Source organism: Nonomuraea sp. NPDC048892 (assembly GCF_040649735.1).
Classification (GTDB): domain Bacteria; phylum Actinomycetota; class Actinomycetes; order Streptosporangiales; family Streptosporangiaceae; genus Nonomuraea; species Nonomuraea maheshkhaliensis.
The window spans coordinates 41,808-57,695 of record NZ_JBEZFZ010000026.1; the positions used below are offsets into that span (position 1 = coordinate 41,808).

Sequence of the window (15,888 nt, forward strand, 5' to 3'; positions counted from 1 at the left end):
GGCTACCGGCCGCCGCCGCCCATCAGGCCGCCACTCTCGCCGTTCAGCCCGTCGCCGTTCAGGCCATCCTTGTTGAGTGTGTCCGCGTTCAGTACGTCCCCGTTCGGGCCGTCGGCGCGGCGTAGCTCCTCGTCCAGGATGGGCGCGCCCTCGGTCACCGTGTGGATGCCGATGACGCTGACGATGGCCAGCACCTCCATGATCTCCTCCGCGGTGGCGCCGAGGCCGAGGGCGTTGCGCATGTGCAGCTTCAGCCCCGGCTCGTACAGATGCGTGGCGGAGGCGTCGAAGGCGATGTAGATGAGCTCCTTGACCTTCGGCTCCAGCACGCCGGTAGTCCAGGGCACGCCGGAGAAGTCGAGATAGGCCTCGAACAGGTCCGGGTCCAGCTCCAGCAGCCCGTCCCAGAAGCTGTGCCAGTAGCCGCGCCGGCGGGTGAAGTCGGCCTTCAGCTCCTCGCGGCGCTCGTCGAGCGGTTCGGGGCCGTCGCGCAGCCCCTCCTCTTCCAGCACCTCCAGCAGCAGCGGCACGCCGATGTTGCAGGCGTGGATGCCGAGGGTGGCGGTCAGCTGCAGCACCTCCATGATCTCCTCGGCGCTCGCGCCGTAGCCGAGGGCGGCGCGGACGTGCTGGCGGATGCCGGGGGCGTAGAGGTGGGTGGCCGCGGCGTCCATCGCGATGTAGACGAACTCCTTGACCTTGGGCGGCAGGCGGTCCCTGTTCCAGGGCACCGCCGACAGGCGCAGATAGGACTCCAGGAATCCGGGGTCGAGCCGCAGCATGCTCTCCCACGCCTCGCCCCAGGTGCCGCGCACCCGGACGAACTCGTCCTTGATCTCCTGCTGGCGGGTGGTGAGCGTCATGTCGTGTGTTCTCCTCGCATCGTCGGCCGACCGGCCGGCGTCAGTGGTCCGGCGTCAGGTGGCCCGTTCGTCAGTTGCCCGGCGTCCAGGCGCCTGCGCCGCCGCCGCGGGTCACCGTGTTGACCATGAACGCCCCGCCGTCGGCGGAGACGACCTCTCCCGTGACGTACGCGGCGTCGTCGCCGAGCAGGAAGGCGACCACCCCGGCGATCTCCTCGGGCGTGCCGACCCGCCGCATGGGGACGGTGCCGCCGCGCCGCTCCATCGTCTTGGCGCGCGAGGCGTCGTCGGAGGAGGCGAACAGGCCGGTCGGGATGAGGCCGGGGGCGACCGCGTTCACGCGCACGCCGCGCGGCCCGCCGTACATGGCGGCGCCGCGCACCAGCCCGAGCACGCCGTGCTTGGAGGTCTGGTACGGCACCTGGTCGTCGGCCCCGCGCAGCGAGGAGATCGAGGCGGTCACGACCACGGCGCCGGCGCTGCTCTGCTCGCGGTAGCGGCGGAAGGCGGCCCGCAGCCCGAGGAAGACCCCGCGCAGGTTGACCGCGATCACGTAGTCGAAGTCGGCCGCGGCCACGTCCGGCAGCGGCGCCAGGGTGCCGAGCACGCCGGCGTTGAGGTGGTGCAGGTCGATCCGGCCGAAGCGGGTCAGCGCCGCCTCGACGTAGGCGTCCACGCCCTTCTCGGTGGACACGTCGGCGTGCACCGCGAGGGCCGGGCCAGGAAGGGAGGCGGCGACAGCGTCGGCGGAGTCGCCGTCGGCGTCCACGACGACGACGTGCGCTCCGTCACCCGACAGCCGCCGGGCGCTGGCGGCGCCGATCCCGCTGCCGCCGCCGGTCACCACCGCGACCCGAGGGCCGGAGCCGGGCACAGAGGGGGGAGGGGTGTTCTCAGCCAACGCGCACCACCTGTTCACCGGCGCCCGGCAGCAGGGGGAAGCGGGTCATCACGCCGGCGTCGTGCCCGGCCACCAGGGCGCTGCCGGGCGCCTGGGTCATCTCGCGCAGCAGGTCGTAGGCGCGGTACGTGCCGGTGAGGTCGGTGAGGTAGGTGAACGGGCGGTCCAGTTCCACCTCCTCGTAGAAGTGCACGGCGTCGGAGGCGAGCACGGCCTGGCCGGACTCGGTCGCGACCTGGACGACGACCTGTCCCGGCGTGTGGCCGCCGACGGGGATCACCTCGATGCCGGGCGCGATCTGGGTGGCGCCGTCGATCAGGGTGGCACGGCCCTCGTCGCGCACCTGGCGCAGGTGCTCCAGCTCCTCCGGCTCGGTGGTGTAGGAGAACTGGCGGCGCCCGGCGTACGGGCCGGTCCAGAACTCGAACTCCGCCCTGGCCAGGACGACCTCGGAGGAGGGGAAGGCGTGCAGGTTGCCGATGTGGTCGTAGTGGGCGTGGGTCACGATCACCTGAGGGGAGTCCTCCGGCAGCACGCCCAGGGCGGCCAGGGCCTCGACCGGGGCCGACAGGTCCTTGCGCGGCGCGCGGTGGCCCTTGGACGCGGCGCTGTAGCCGGTGTCGACGATCACCGTGCGCTGCTCGTTGCGCGCCACCCACAGGTAGAAGTCCATGTCGATGGGGCTGTCGGGCTCGCCGTACAGGTGGTGGTTGAGGAACGTCTGGGCGCGGGAGGTCGAGCGGGTGGCGTAGCGGATCGCCAGTACCTCGTACGTCGCGGGGCCGCTCATCGGTTCACCAGCCCGGAAGCGTTGGCGCCGAGCATGCGGCGGATGTCGGCCTCGGGCAGCCCGGCGTCCAGCAGGCCGCGCGCGCCCCGGCGGAACAGGGTGACGGGCAGCGGGTTGTTGCGCTGCCCGGAGTCCGACGACAGCACGGTCCGCTCGGGACCGACGGCCTTGATGAAGGCGAGCAGCTCGTCGAGCTCGCGGCGGCGCTCGGGCCGGCCGAAGTACATGACCAGGCAGTGCTCGATGTGGGCGCCCTGCCTGGACCACTCGGCGGCCTGCTCGACGGAGGCGCCGACGACGAAGCAGGGGTGGTTGACCAGGATGCGCTCGATGCCGGCGCCGCGCGCGGCGGCGATCAGCTTGGTGGTCTCCTCCACGCCCAGGTGGCCGCAGGTGAGGATGGCCTGCTCGGCCGCGATGATCGACAGGATGTCGTGCACCTCGGGCAGCACCTCGCCGTCCTCGCCGAGGATGCTGAGCACCTCGTTCTGGCGCAGCTCCACGACCGGGGTGGGGAAGCCGGTGTCGTGGTCGCGGTGGTGGTCGATGTGCGCCGCCGAGGACAGGGTGGGGAACCAGACGATGCGCCCGCCCATGCGCAGGGCCAGCTCGACCGCGTACGGGTTCAGGCCGCCGACGCTCTGGTTGAGCGCGATACCGCCGCGCACCTCCACCGGCAGGTCGTCCAGGCCGGCCGGGCCGAGCGCCAGGATGTCGGTGACCATGCTGTGGTGGTGGGACTTGGCCACGATGACCTCGAACCCGGCGTCGGACGCGTCCCTGGCGGCGTCCAGCAGGCTCATGCGCCGGGGGAACGGGCTCGGCCCGGGGTGCTGGTGCAGGTCGACGGCGCCGACGAGCAGCGCGTCGGCCTCGGCGTCGGGGGTGGCGCGGTCGCCGTCGAGCTCGGGGTCGAGCAGTTCCGAGGGGGCGTGGGTCATGCGGTCTCCTTGACAGTGCGGGGTTCGGGGGTCTCGGCGGCGGGCTCGGGGGCCGCCTCGTCCGGCGGGGTGACCAGCACCTGGTGAGCGGGGTCCCAGTAGGCGGTCACGCGGCCGCCGGGCCTGATGCCGTTGGTGGCGTCGGGCGGCAGCACGGCGCTGCCCGTGGTGCCGTCGCCGTAGTCGAGTTCGGCGCGCTGGTGCGTGCCCTGGAAGGACAGCGTGGTCACGGTCGCCGGGATGCTGTTGGCGCCGTCCGGCACGTCGGCGGAGGTGGCGGCCAGGCTCAGGCGTTCGGGGCGGACGATGAGGTCGCGCCCGGCGGGCAGGCCGTCGGCGTCGGCCACGGCCCACTTGTGGCCCGCCCACTCGTACACGCCGCCGGGCCGCAGCCGGCCGGGGAAGAGGTTGGACTCGCCGAGGAAGCGGGCCACGAACCGGGTGCCGGGGTTGCGGTAGAGGTCGGCCGGGGTGCCGATGCGTTCCACCCGGCCGGCGTTGAAGACCGCGATGCGGTCCGACAGCGACATGGCCTCGTCCTGGTCGTGCGTGACGAACACGAACGTCAGCTTCAGCTCCTGGTGCAGGCGCTTGATCTCCTGCTGCAGGCTCTGGCGCAGCTTGCGGTCCAGGGCGCTGAGCGGCTCGTCGAGCAGCAGCACGCTGGGGGAGAAGACGACGGCCCTGGCCAGGGCGACGCGCTGCTGCTGGCCGCCCGACAGCTCGTCGGGGCGCCGGCCGCCCATGCCCTCCAGGTCCACCAGCCGCAGCGTCTCCTCCACCCGCCGGGCCGTCTCGTCCTTGGCCACCTTGCGCTCGCGCAGGGGGAAGGCGACGTTCTGGGCGACCGTCATGTGCGGGAAGAGCGCGTAGTTCTGGAACACCATGCCGAACTCGCGCCGGTGCGGGGGCAGCGGCGCGATGTCGCGGCCGCCCAGCTTGATGGAGCCCGAGGTGATGTCGGTGAAGCCGGCGATCATGTTGAGCGTGGTGGTCTTGCCCGAGCCGCTCGGCCCGAGCAGGGTGATGAACTCGCCGGGGGCGATGTCGATGCTGACGTGATCCACCACGAGGGGGCCGGAGCCGTACCTCTTGCACAGGTCCGTCAGCTCGATCCGGCCGCCGCCGCTCTCCGTTGCGCTCATCGTTGCCTACCTGCCTTTCCTCGGCGCGCGCCGATCACCTGCGCCAGCAGGATGGGAACGCTGACCAGCACCACCATCAGGCTCGACGCCGCCGAGATGGTGGGGTCGATCTGCACGGTCACGCTGTTGAACATCTGGACGGGAAGAGTGAGCGCGGACGGCGACTGCAGGAACAGCGCGATCACCACCTCGTCGAAGGAGGAGATGAACGCCAGGACCGCGCCGGACAGCACGCCGGGCAACGCCAGCGGAAGAGTGATCTTCAAGAAGACGGAGAACGGGCCGGCGCCGAGGCTGCCGCCGGCCTTCTGCAGCGCCGGGTCCATGCCCTGCAGCCGCGCCGTCACCGCGATCACCACGAACGGCAGCGCCATCGCGGTGTGGGCCAGCGCGATGCCGGTCAGGGTGCCGCTGAGGCCGAGCCGCAGGAACGCCGAGAAGATCACCAGCGCGATGAGGATGTGCGGGATGATGATCGGCGACAGCAGCAGCCCGTTGGCCATGCCGCGGGTCCGCGGGCCGAGCCGCTGCAGGCCCAGCGCGGCGGCGGTGCCCAGCGTGGTGGCCAGCAGCATCGTCAGCAGCCCGACCTGGAGGGAGTTGACGATGGAGGTGCTCCACTCGGGCGCGGTGAACAGCCGCTCGTACCACTCCAGCGAGAAGCCTTCGGGCGGGAACCTGAACGTCTTGGACGCCGAGAAGCTCATGGGGATGACGACCAGCGTCGGCACCGTCAGGAACAGCCCGATGAGCACGGAGACGATCTTGAGCCAGGGGCGCGCGTTCATCGGCCGCCACCTCCCGCCATGACGTGGGCCGCGCCGCTGGCCGCGCCGGAGCCGGCCAGCCGCCGGCTGACTCCCAGCGAGATCAGCGTCACGACCAGGATGAAGATGCCCAGCGCGCCGGCGCCGCCGAAGTCCAGCAGCTCCCTGGTGCGCACCGCGATCACCTGGGCGATGAGCGCGTCCTGCGGCGAGCCGAGCAGCGCCGGGGTGACGTAGAAGCCGAGCGCCAGCACGAAGACGAGCGAGGCGCCGGAGACGACGCCCGGCAGCGACAGCGGCAGGTACACCTTGCGGAAGGCCGACAGCCGGCTCGCGCCCAGGCTCTGCCCGGCCAGCAGCAGGCGGCGGTCGATCTGCTGCATGACGCTGTACATGGGCAGCACCATGAACGGCAGCAGCACCTGGATCATCGAGACGGCCACGCCGGTCGTGGTGCCGAGCAGCCTGACGCCGCCCAGCCCGACCAGGGACAGCATGCCCTGCACCACCCCGCCGTCCTGCATCAGCACCATCCACGCGAAGTTGCGCGCGAGCATGCTGGTCCAGAACGGCACCAGCACGACCGTCACCATGACGGCCCGCGTGGTGGGCGAGGCCAGCGTCATCATGTACGCGTACGGGTAGGCCAGCAGCACGCCGGCCACGGTGACGATCAGCCCGACCAGCAGCGTGCGGCCCAGCACGCGCAGCGTGTAGCCGTCGGTGAACAGCGACACGTAGTTGCCCAGCCCCGGCTCGGGGTCGGTGAAGCTGCGCATGAAGATGTCGAGCAGCGGCACCACGAAGAAGACGCCGAGCGCCACCAGCGCGGGCAGGAGCAGGAACAGGGCGGCCGCCCGGCGGCGGACCGCCGGGCGCGAGCGGGCAGGAGCCCGCCCGGCCGCGACCGCGGGCTGCGCGGTCTGAGGGGGTGCGGTTGGAGCCGGCATGACGGTTTCCTAGCTGACCTTCCAGCTCGTCCAGCGCTTGGTGACCATGTCGGTGTTCTTGATCCACCACGGCTTGTCCTGCTCCAGCAGGGTGCCGCGGTCGGGCAGGAAGGCGTTGAACGTCTTCTGCACGTCGCTGTAGCCGATCTTGTCGATGTCGACGTCTGCGCGGGCGGGCGCCGTGCCGGTCAGCTTGGCGTACGCCTCGGCCTGGGCCGGCTCGGTGATGAAGGCCAGCGCCTTCTGCGCCAGCGCCTTGTTGGGCGAGCCCTTGGGGATGACCAGGGCGCCGATGTCGGTGGTGGTGAAGTCCCAGACCGGCTTGAGGTTGGCGCCGCTCTGGGAGGTGACGATCGTGCGGGCCGTGACGGTGAGGACCATCGAGCCCTGGCGGTCCACCATCATCTGCTGGACCGCGCCGTAGCTGGGCGCGAACACCAGGGACGACTTGATGGTGTCGAGCTTGCGCAGCGCGCGCTCCAGGTCGAGGGGGTAGACCTTGTCGGGCGCCACGCCGTCGGCCACGAGGGCGGCCTCCAGCAGGCCGGACTTGGGGTAGTCCTGGACGATGCGCTTGCCGGGGAAACGCTTGACGTCGAAGAAGTCGGCGATCTTGGTGGGCTGGTCGCCCTTGTAGATGTCGGCGTTGTAGCTGAAGACGTTGGCGTAGCGGTAGGTCGGCACGAAGCAGTCGTGGGTCGTTCCGGGCGGGAACTTGCTGCGGTCCAGCGCCGGGTCGTCCAGCTTCTCGTACTGCTGCCCGCAGTAGGCGCCGGCGTAGATCCAGCTCATGTTGGCCAGGTCCCACGTGGTCCGCCCGGCCGCGACCATGGCCTTGACCTGGGCGGCGTCGGCGGGGCTGACGTTGGCGAACGTGGTGCCCGTCTTGGCCGTGAACGGCTCCTGGAGGGCCTTCTTCTCGTCCTCCTGGAACTGGCCGCCCGTACTGGCCCAGGTGAGGGTCTTGGACGCGCTGGCCGTCGAGTCGGCGCCGGAGCCGCAGGCCGCCGTGGCGGTCAGCAGCGTGGCGACGGCGAGCAGGGAGCGAAGATATCTGTGCCTCATGTGATTTGCCTTTCTTGAGGGGAGAGCCGTGACGGCTGGGGGATGTCGCGGCTCCCGGTTCCACCCCCGTCATCACCGCCGCCGGGCCAAGGCCGGTCGGGGTGCGGAGAGCGGTCGATCACTCTCCCGCGCGCTCGAACGAGGCGCGTAATGCCTGGTTGATGGCCTGTGCGCCCTCGCGCAGGGTCATCACCACGTCGCTGTCGTCCTCCTCGGGAACGAGCTGGGTCACGCCGAGCACCGCGATGGCGGCCACGACGCGGTCGGCCGCGTCCCTGACGGGGACCGCCACGGCGCGCACGCCTTCGGAGGCGCTGGAGCGGATGGCGACGCCGGTCCTGCGGACCTCCTCCAGCCCGTCGGCCTCCAGCGCGAGGTCCACCGCCTCCTTGCGGAAGTGGTAGAAGGACTGGTCGTGGAAGGCGCGGAAAACGCAGTCCTGCGCCGTTCCCCGCCTCAAGGTGCTGCCGGCCCTTATCGAGACGTGGGCCGTGCGGCTGCTGTCCTCGTGGACCTGGGCCACGACCGCCTGGCGGCCGTTCCAGATCGTCAGGACGACGGTGTGCCGGACGCGCAGGCTGATCTGCTCCATGATCGGGCGGGCCACGTTGACGACCCCCAGCCGCGACAGCGCCATCGTGCCGAGCTCGGCCAGCAGCGGCCCGAACTCGTAGCGGTTGCGGTCACGGCGCTGGAGCAGGCCGTGGTTCTCCATCGAGGCCAGGTAACGGTGCGCGGTGGATTTGCCCACTCCGAGCTCCTGCGCTGCCGACACCAGGTCGATGGTCCCCGCCTCGCCCAGCAGCCGCAGCAACTGGACGACGCGAGCGACGACCTGAAGGTCGCCGCTGGGGATCTCGGGGGTGTTGGTGGTCACGTGCGGTCCTCCCGCCTGTAGTCCGGATCTGGCGCGTCCCGCATTGCGGAGCTTGCGTTCACGCATCCGGTACGCCGGACTGTAGAACACGCCCTACCGGGGCCGTCAAGGTTTCATGGGTATTTCGACTACAAGAAAGGTCCGTGTTCAGAACCGGACTCTTGACGCACAGCACCCGAAAGCCTACCGTCGCCTCATCCCGCTTAACAGAACTCACATCCCGAAATGAGGGACAGGAGGATCCATGCGTATGCTCCAACGGCTACGCGACACCGACACGTGCCTCGTCGGCACCTGGGTCAAGATCCCCGCGTTGGAGACCGTCGAGCTCTTGGCCCGGGCCGGCTTCGACTTCGTGGTGGCCGACATGGAGCACAGCCCCATGACCCTGGAGTCGACCTACCGCGCGATCGTCGTCGCCCAGGGACTCGGGATGCACGCCCTCGTCCGCGTTCCCGACGCGGGCGGCAGCCATCTGCAACGCGTCCTCGACGCGGGAGCCGACGGCATCCTCGTCCCGCACGTGACCGGCCCGGCCGACGCCCAGCGCGCGATGTCCGGCATGCTCTTTCCCCCGCGCGGCGGCCGCGGCCTCGGCACCACCTCCCGCGCCGGCACCTGGGGGCTCGACGCCACCGCCGACTACGTCCGGCGCGGCGACGAGGAGACCCTGCGCATCCCGCAGCTCGAAGACCTCAGCGCGCTGGAGCAGGCCGAGGAGATCCTCGACACCCCAGGACTGAACGCCGCCTTCCTCGGCATGGGCGACCTGACCATGTCCACCGGGCTCACCGCGAACGACCCGCTGCTGCAGCGGCACAGCGAGAACCTGCTCAAGGCCGCCCGCGCCAGGAACATCCCGCTCGGCACCGCCTGCCGCGACGCCGCCGCCGCCCGCCAGGCCGCCGAGCGCGGCTTCTCTTTTGTCATGATCGGCAACGACGCGGGCATCTTCGGCTCCGCCGCCGCCGAGCTCCGCCGCGCCGCCGGCTCCCTGCCCCGCGTCTGACGGCCGCGCCCCCTCCCCGGCGCGCACCCCTCTGACGTACGCGCCCCTTTGACGTACGCGCACCCCTCTGGCGTACGCACTGCCCCCACGAGAGGACCAGCAATGCCCTACGACCCGACCGACGCCCGCTCGGCACTGCCGACGGCGACCGCGCGGAAGCCGGCCGGCGCGCCCACGCCCGCGAGCCACGTCAAGTGGTACGAACTGCCGCCCGCCACCACCGACGGCGACACCCGCACCTGGTACGGCCGCAGCCAGCACCTGATCATCGGCTACACCGACCTCGTCACCCCGACCGGCTTCACCGTGCCGGCCACGCACGCCGACGAATGCGCCGTCCTCATGCCCGACCCCGGCACCTCCGCCACCGTCTCAATCAACGGTGAGGCCACCGAGATCGGCGGGCAGACCCTGACCTTCATCCCGCCGGGCGCCGCCGACGTACGCCTGACCGGCACCGGCCGGGTCGTCACCATCTTCACCGCCCGCTCCGGCGTCGCCCCCGGCCCGGCCGCCAACGAGGACGCCTACACCGAGCCCCGCCCCGGCGTCGCCCCCCTGGTCAACTGGCCGGACCCGGTCGGCGGATTCCAACTGCGCACCTACGACCTCGACGTGCCGGGCCTGGCCGACCCGCCGTTCCGCATCTTCAGGTGCACCTCGTTCATGGTGAACTTCACCCACCCGCGCACCGGGCCGCGCGACACCAAGCGCATGTCGCCGCACACCCACGACGACTTCGAGCAGTGCTCGCTCATCATCGACGGCGAATACACCCACCACCTGCGCTACGCCTGGACCACCGACCTGAGCCAGTGGCTCGACGACGAGCACGAGAAGTGCGCCAGCCCGTCCCTCACCATCATCCCGCCCCCCGCCGAGCACACCAGCCAGGCCATCGCGGAGGGCGTCAACCACCTGATCGACATCTTCTCCCCGCCGCGCGCGGACTTCTCCCGCATGGACGGCTGGGTGCTGAACGCCGCCGACTACCCGATGCCCGAGGACGAGGCCACCGCATGAGCAGGATCGCCCCCATAGGTCCCGACGAGCTCGACGCCCGGCAGTGGCGCATCTACGACGCCCTGGTCAACGGCCGGCGCGCCGCCCAGCCCCGGCCGTTCCCCATCGTGGACGAGCAGGGCGCCCTGACCGGGCCGTGCAACGCCTGGCTGCTCAACTCCGCCATCGGCAGCGCGTTCGAGCAGCTCGGCGCGGCCGTACGGTTCGAGATCTCGCTGACCGCCCGCGACCGCGAGATCATCATCCTCAGCGTCGCCCAGCACCGCGACAGCCCGTACGAGATGTACGCCCACCGGCTCGCCGGCGCCGCCGCGGGACTGTCGGAGCTCGAGGTCGAGGCGCTGGCCACCGGCGCCGACCCCGGCCTCGCCGACGAGCACGAACGCGTCGTGCTCGACACCACCCGCCTCCTGCTGCGCACCGGCGGCCTCGACGACGACGCCTACGCACGGGCCGTCAAAGCCCTCGGCGCCCCCGGCCTGTTCGAGGTCACGGTGATCGTCGGCTGGTACAACCACCTGGCCACACAGCTGGCCGTGTTCGACGTCCGGCCGCCGGCCGAGACCGCCTGAACGGAAGCGAGGGAACAACGCGTGCCCGGAGGAACGCCCAGCGAGGTCGCGATCATCGGTGGCGGCTTCGGCGGCATCGCCGCGGCCGTCAAGCTCCAGCGGGCCGGGATCAACGACTTCACCATCTTCGAACAGTCGCCCGCCCCCGGCGGCACCTGGTGGGACAACCGCTACCCCGGCTGCGAGGTGGACATCCCCTCACACGCCTACAGCTTCTCCTTCATGCCCTACGACTGGCCGCGCACCCATGCGACCCAGCCGGAGCTGCAGGAGTACGCCGAGGCCGTGGTCGACCGCTTCGGGCTGCGCTCCCGCTTCCGGTTCGGCGTCAAGATCGCCTCGGTCGCCTGGGACGAGGCCGCCGCCCTGTACGTGGTGACCACCGCCGACGGCGAGCAGCACCGCTTCCGCTTCGTGATCAGCGCCGTCGGGCTGCTGAACGTGCCCCGCTACCCGTCCTGGCCCGGCCTGGACGAGTTCGGCGGCGTGTCCTTCCACACCGCCCGCTGGGACGCCGAAGTCGAGCTGACCGGCAAACGCGTCGCCATCGTCGGCACCGGCTCCACCGCGGTGCAGATCGTGCCCGCCATCGCCCCTGACGTCGAGCGGCTGGAGGTCTTCCAGCGCGAGCCCGGCTGGGTCGAGCCCAAGGGCGAGCGCGCCTTCACCCCGGCCGAGCGGGCCCGCTTCCGGCGCCTGCCCGCCTGGCGCCGCCTCTACCGGCTCAAGCTCTTCCACACCTCGATGCGCCGCTTCAAGGCCTACGACGCCAAGGGCCGCGAACAGCGCAGGATGCGCGAGCTGTGCCTGCGCTACATCGAGACCGCCATCCACGACCCGGCCACCCGCGCCGCCGTCACCCCCTCCTACCCCTGGGGCTGCAAGCGCCCCATCTACGCCAGCGGCTTCTACCCGGCGCTCAACCGGCCCAACGTCGACCTGGTGCCGCACGCCGTCACCAAGGTCACCGAGAAGGGCGTGGTCGACGACCAGGGCGTCGAGCACCCGGTGGACGTGCTCATCCTCGGCACCGGCTTCCAGCCCACCCGCTTCCTGTCCGGCTTCACCGTCACCGGCCGGCGCGGCGTGGAGATCCAGGAGTTCTGGGGCGACCGCCCTCGCGCCTTCCTCGGCGTGACCGTCCCCGGCTTCCCCAACTTCTTCATCATGTACGGCCCCAACACCAACGGCGGCTTCTCCATCATCGCCCAGCTCGAACGCCAGGCCGAGATCGCCGCCAGCGCCATCCGCCGGGCCCGCCGCAACGGCGCCGCCCGGGTCGACACCCGCGAGCGCACCCTCGACCGCTACGTGCGCTGGGTCGACCGCCAGCTCGCCGGGCACGCCTCGGCCATGGACGCCGGCTGCAACAACTACTACCACTCGCCCTCGGGCGCGAACGTCACCCAGTGGCCCCGCACCCACTTCGTCTACTACCTGCTGTGCCGCACCCTGCCGACATTCGGCCTGGTCTACCAGGGCCGGCGGACGGCACCCGGAAGGACATCATGACCAGCAGATTCGACGGCGCCGTCGCCGTCGTCACCGGGGCCGCCTCCGGCATCGGCGCGGCCACCGCCGAGCTGCTGTCGCGCGAAGGCGCGTCGGTCGTCGTGGTCGACGTCGAGCTGGAAGGGGCCGAGCGCGTCGCCGACGGCCTGCCAGGACCGGCGCTCGCCGTCAAGGCCGACGTGTCCGACCCCGGCGACACCGACGCCTACCTCTCCGCCGCCGTCGCCCGCTTCGGCCGGGTCGACCTGCACCACCTCAACGCCGGCATCGTCGGCACCTTCGACCGGCTGCCGGAGATCCGCGTCGTCGACTTCGACCGGGTCGTCGCGGTCAACCTGCGCGGGGCCTTCCTCGGCGTGCGCGCCGCCTTCCGCCAGTACGCCGAGCAGGGCAGCGGCGGGGCCATCGTGCTGACCGCCTCCATCGCCAGCCTGCGCGGCAGCCACGACCTGCTGCCGTACGAGTCGTCCAAGCACGGCGTGCTCGGCGTGATGCGCGGAGCCGCCATGTACGGCGGCCCGCAGGGCGTGCGGGTCAACGCCGTGGCCCCCGGCCTCGTCCCCACCGGGCTGTTCACCGGCGCGGTGGGCAAGCCGGGCGCCGGCGACGACATCAGGCGGCGCGGCACCACCGTCCCGCAGCGGCGCACCGGGACACCGCAGGAGGTCGCCGCCGCGGTGGCCTTCCTGCTCAGCCCCGAGGCCTCCTACATCAACGGCGAGGTGCTGTCCGTGGACGGCGGCTCGGCCTGGGTCAACACCGTCCGCCCCGGCGGCGGCGCCGGCGCGTGGGACCCGTCCGCCGTGGACGAGGCCGCCCGCGTCATCACCGCGAAGGAGAACGACTCATGATCGGCTTCGTCGGCCTGGGGAACATGGGCGGCCGCATCGCCCGCCGCCTCACCGCCGCCGGCCACCCCGTCCTCGGCCACGACCCGGCCCCCGGCGCCGCCGAGAAGGCCGGCGCCACCCCCGCCGCGAGCGTGGCCGAGGTGGGCCGCGACGCCGAGCTGATCCTGCTGTCGCTGCCCGATAGCAAGGTCGTGGAATCGGTGGTGCTCGGCGACGACGGCCTGCTCGCCCACGCCAGGCAAGGGCAGCTCATCGTCGACCTGAGCACCGCCGCCCCCGACTCCACCCGCCGCCTGGCCGGCCTGCTGGCCGCCCAAGGGGCCCGTCTCGTCGACGCCGGCGTCTCCGGCGGCGCCGCCGCGGCCGAACGCGGCACCCTCACGATCATGGCCGGCGGCGAGCGGGAGGACGTCGAACGGATCACGCCGGTGCTGGAGACGTTCGCCCAGCGCATCTTCCACATGGGCGGCCCCGGCACCGGCCACTCCGCCAAACTGCTCAACAACTTCCTCAACGCGGTCAGCCTGGCCGCCACCAGCGAGGTCATGATCGCCGGGCGCAAGGCGGGCCTCGACCCGCACACCCTGCTCGACGTGCTCAACTCCTCCAGCGGCGCCAACTGGGCCACCGCCAACCGCTTCCCGCGCATCGTCGAGGGCGACTACCTGGAGGGCGGCCTGACCTCCGCCCTCATGACCAAGGACATCGTCCTGTACGTCGACCACCTGCGCGCGCTCGGCGTCCCCTCCCTCAACGCGGCCGGGCCGCTGGCCAGCTTCGGCCTGGCCGCCAACCTCGGCTACGCCGACCAGATCAGCAACCGCGTCGTCGACGCCATCGGCGACGTCGCCGGCGGCGTCCGCGTCCACGACAGCCAGGAGGACTGACATGAAGATCGTCAGAGGCCGGGCCGCGGACGCCGCCACCTCACTCCGCTCCGACACCTTCACCGGCACCGTCTGGGCCGACCCCGTCCTGCCTGCCACCGACGGCACCACCATCAACGTCGTCACCTTCGCCCCCGGCGCAAGAACCCACTGGCACCACCACACCGGCGGCCAGATCCTCCAGGTACTGGCCGGCCAGGGCTGGGTCTGCGCCGAGGGCGGGCCCGCCCAGCGCCTGCTGCCCGGCGACACCGTCTGGGTGCCGCCGGGCGAGCGCCACTGGCACGGCGCGAGCGAGACCACCCTGATGACGCACACCGCCATCTCCATCGGCCCCACCCAATGGCACGACGAGGTCGCCGCAGGTGACTACGCCCGCGCCCATCACGACGAGGAGTCCGCATGACCGACACCGACACCGGCGGCAAGGCCCAGGACGGCGACCGCTTCGAGGCCGGCCTCGCCATGCGCAAGGCGGTGCTCGGCGCGGCCCACGTCGAACGCTCCCTCGCCGCGGTGAGCGACTTCAGCCGGCCCGTGCAGGAACTGGTCACCGAGTACTGCTGGGGCGCCGTCTGGACCAGGGAGGGCCTGGACCGGCGTACCCGCAGCCTGCTCAACCTGGCCATGCTCACCGCGCTCAACCGCGGGCACGAGCTGTCGGTGCACGTACGCGGCGCGGTCGCCAACGGCGTCACGGAGGCGGAGATCCAGGAGGCGCTGCTGCAGACGGCCATCTACGCCGGTGTGCCCGCGGCGCTGGAGGCGTTCCGCATCGCCGAGCGCACGCTCGGCGAGCTGCGCGCGGAAGGGGTGACGATCCCCTGAACGGCACACCGCTCAAGCCCGGCGCCACGATCGGCTTCGTCGGCCTGGGCAACATGGGCCTGCCCATGGTCCGCCGGCTCCTCACGGCCGGCTACCGCATCAGAGCCTACGACCGTGCCCACATCCCCGCCGACGCCCTCGGGGGTGGCGAGGTGGTCGCCGATGCCGCCGCCACCGCGCGGGGCGCCGACGCCGTCATCCTCATGCTGCCCGACTCCGACGTCGTGGAGGCCGTCATGCACGCCGACGGCCTGCTCCAGGCTGCCGCGCCCGGCACGGTCGTCATCGACATGGGCTCCTCGCGCCCGCTGAGCACCCGCGCGCTCGCCGAGCAGGCCGCCGCCAGGAGAGTACGCCTGGTGGACGCGCCCGTCTCCGGCGGCGTCAAAGGCGCCGTGGACGGCACCCTCACCGTCATGGCCGGCGGCGACCCCGGCGACTTCGACCGGGTACGCCCCATCCTGGAGACGGTCGGCCGCCGGGTGCTGCACCTCGGCCCGGCCGGCGCCGGGCACGCCCTCAAGGCGCTGAACAACCTCATGTCCGCCACCCACCTGCTGCTCACCAGCGAGGCCATGCTGGCCGGCCAGCGCTTCGGCCTCGACCCGGCGGTCATGCTGGAAGCCGTCAACGGCTCCAGCGGGCGCAGCGGCTCCACCGAACGCAAATGGCCGGACTACGTGCTGCCCGGAACGTTCGACTCGGGGTTCGGCCTGCGGCTGATGCTCAAGGACATGCGCATCGCGGTCGACCTGGCCGAGGCCACCGGCGTCGAGCCCCGGCTGGGCCGCGCGGCGACCGACCTGTGGGCCGACGCGGCCGACCACCTGCCCCCCGCCGCCGACCACACCGAGATCGTCACCCGGCTACGGCAACTCCTGGAGAACCACCAGGACTGACCACGGGG

General features: G+C 71.8%; 18 protein-coding genes. 9 read left to right on the forward strand and 9 right to left on the reverse strand.

Annotation, left to right across the window (positions count from 1 at the left end; translation table 11 throughout):
* Nucleotides 1-2: 2 nt before the first annotated feature.
* The 9 genes from AB0C28_RS45680 to AB0C28_RS45720 form a co-directional block, all read right to left on the reverse strand.
* A complete protein-coding gene (locus AB0C28_RS45680) occupies nucleotides 3-863 on the reverse strand; it encodes a carboxymuconolactone decarboxylase family protein (RefSeq protein ID WP_358082225.1) in 861 nt (286 codons plus the stop codon).
* A gap of 70 nt (nucleotides 864-933) precedes the next feature.
* Nucleotides 934-1,764 (reverse strand): SDR family NAD(P)-dependent oxidoreductase, encoded by an 831-nt coding sequence (locus AB0C28_RS45685; RefSeq protein WP_358082228.1) that lies wholly within the window; start codon nucleotides 1,762-1,764, stop codon nucleotides 934-936.
* Nucleotides 1,757-2,554, reverse strand: coding sequence for an N-acyl homoserine lactonase family protein (locus tag AB0C28_RS45690; protein ID WP_357856489.1), 798 nt, complete (start codon nucleotides 2,552-2,554; stop codon nucleotides 1,757-1,759). Before AB0C28_RS45690 ends, AB0C28_RS45685 begins: the two co-directional genes overlap by 8 nt.
* Nucleotides 2,551-3,495 carry a DUF6282 family protein gene (locus tag AB0C28_RS45695; protein WP_357856492.1) on the reverse strand — a complete coding sequence of 315 codons (945 nt, stop codon included), beginning with the start codon at nucleotides 3,493-3,495 and terminating at the stop codon, nucleotides 2,551-2,553. The genes AB0C28_RS45690 and AB0C28_RS45695 overlap by 4 nt, the downstream gene beginning before the upstream one ends.
* Nucleotides 3,492-4,640, reverse strand: coding sequence for an ABC transporter ATP-binding protein (locus AB0C28_RS45700; RefSeq protein WP_357856495.1), 1,149 nt, complete (start codon nucleotides 4,638-4,640; stop codon nucleotides 3,492-3,494). The genes AB0C28_RS45695 and AB0C28_RS45700 overlap by 4 nt, the downstream gene beginning before the upstream one ends.
* Nucleotides 4,637-5,428, reverse strand: coding sequence for an ABC transporter permease (locus AB0C28_RS45705; RefSeq protein WP_357856498.1), 792 nt, complete (start codon nucleotides 5,426-5,428; stop codon nucleotides 4,637-4,639). The genes AB0C28_RS45700 and AB0C28_RS45705 overlap by 4 nt, the downstream gene beginning before the upstream one ends.
* A complete protein-coding gene (locus tag AB0C28_RS45710) occupies nucleotides 5,425-6,357 on the reverse strand; it encodes an ABC transporter permease (protein ID WP_357856501.1) in 933 nt (310 codons plus the stop codon). Before AB0C28_RS45710 ends, AB0C28_RS45705 begins: the two co-directional genes overlap by 4 nt.
* 9 nt (nucleotides 6,358-6,366) lie before the next feature.
* Nucleotides 6,367-7,422, reverse strand: coding sequence for an extracellular solute-binding protein (locus tag AB0C28_RS45715; protein WP_357856504.1), 1,056 nt, complete (start codon nucleotides 7,420-7,422; stop codon nucleotides 6,367-6,369).
* 118 nt (nucleotides 7,423-7,540) lie between these two features.
* On the reverse strand, nucleotides 7,541-8,299 hold the full coding sequence (locus tag AB0C28_RS45720) for an IclR family transcriptional regulator (RefSeq protein ID WP_357856507.1): 759 nt from the start codon (nucleotides 8,297-8,299) through the stop codon (nucleotides 7,541-7,543).
* Between the two features lie 244 nt (nucleotides 8,300-8,543).
* Here AB0C28_RS45720 and AB0C28_RS45725 point away from each other — a divergent pair, with 244 nt between their 5' ends.
* The 9 genes from AB0C28_RS45725 to AB0C28_RS45765 all read left to right on the forward strand — a co-directional run bounded on the left by AB0C28_RS45725 (nucleotide 8,544) and on the right by AB0C28_RS45765 (nucleotide 15,880).
* Nucleotides 8,544-9,308, forward strand: coding sequence for an aldolase/citrate lyase family protein (locus AB0C28_RS45725; RefSeq protein WP_358082231.1), 765 nt, complete (start codon nucleotides 8,544-8,546; stop codon nucleotides 9,306-9,308).
* 102 nt (nucleotides 9,309-9,410) lie between these two features.
* Complete coding sequence (locus AB0C28_RS45730) at nucleotides 9,411-10,331, forward strand: hypothetical protein (RefSeq protein WP_358082234.1); 921 nt, start codon at nucleotides 9,411-9,413, stop codon at nucleotides 10,329-10,331.
* Nucleotides 10,328-10,903 (forward strand): carboxymuconolactone decarboxylase family protein, encoded by a 576-nt coding sequence (locus tag AB0C28_RS45735; protein ID WP_357856516.1) that lies wholly within the window; start codon nucleotides 10,328-10,330, stop codon nucleotides 10,901-10,903. Before AB0C28_RS45730 ends, AB0C28_RS45735 begins: the two co-directional genes overlap by 4 nt.
* A gap of 21 nt (nucleotides 10,904-10,924) precedes the next feature.
* The gene (locus AB0C28_RS45740) at nucleotides 10,925-12,415 is read left to right on the forward strand and encodes an NAD(P)/FAD-dependent oxidoreductase (protein WP_358082236.1); all 1,491 of its coding nucleotides are present in this window, start codon (nucleotides 10,925-10,927) and stop codon (nucleotides 12,413-12,415) included.
* Nucleotides 12,412-13,266: a glucose 1-dehydrogenase gene (locus AB0C28_RS45745; RefSeq protein ID WP_357856521.1), complete on the forward strand. Its 855-nt coding sequence runs from the start codon at nucleotides 12,412-12,414 to the stop codon at nucleotides 13,264-13,266. The genes AB0C28_RS45740 and AB0C28_RS45745 overlap by 4 nt, the downstream gene beginning before the upstream one ends.
* Nucleotides 13,263-14,153: an NAD(P)-dependent oxidoreductase gene (locus AB0C28_RS45750; protein WP_358082239.1), complete on the forward strand. Its 891-nt coding sequence runs from the start codon at nucleotides 13,263-13,265 to the stop codon at nucleotides 14,151-14,153. The genes AB0C28_RS45745 and AB0C28_RS45750 overlap by 4 nt, the downstream gene beginning before the upstream one ends.
* Before the next feature lies 1 nt (nucleotide 14,154).
* Nucleotides 14,155-14,559, forward strand: a complete 405-nt coding sequence (locus AB0C28_RS45755) for a cupin domain-containing protein (RefSeq protein WP_358082242.1) — start codon at nucleotides 14,155-14,157, stop codon at nucleotides 14,557-14,559.
* On the forward strand, nucleotides 14,556-14,981 hold the full coding sequence (gene pcaC / locus AB0C28_RS45760) for a 4-carboxymuconolactone decarboxylase (RefSeq protein WP_358082245.1): 426 nt from the start codon (nucleotides 14,556-14,558) through the stop codon (nucleotides 14,979-14,981). Before AB0C28_RS45755 ends, pcaC begins: the two co-directional genes overlap by 4 nt.
* Nucleotides 14,982-15,010: 29 nt before the next feature.
* Nucleotides 15,011-15,880 carry an NAD(P)-dependent oxidoreductase gene (locus tag AB0C28_RS45765; protein ID WP_358082372.1) on the forward strand — a complete coding sequence of 290 codons (870 nt, stop codon included), beginning with the start codon at nucleotides 15,011-15,013 and terminating at the stop codon, nucleotides 15,878-15,880.
* Nucleotides 15,881-15,888 lie beyond the last annotated feature (8 nt).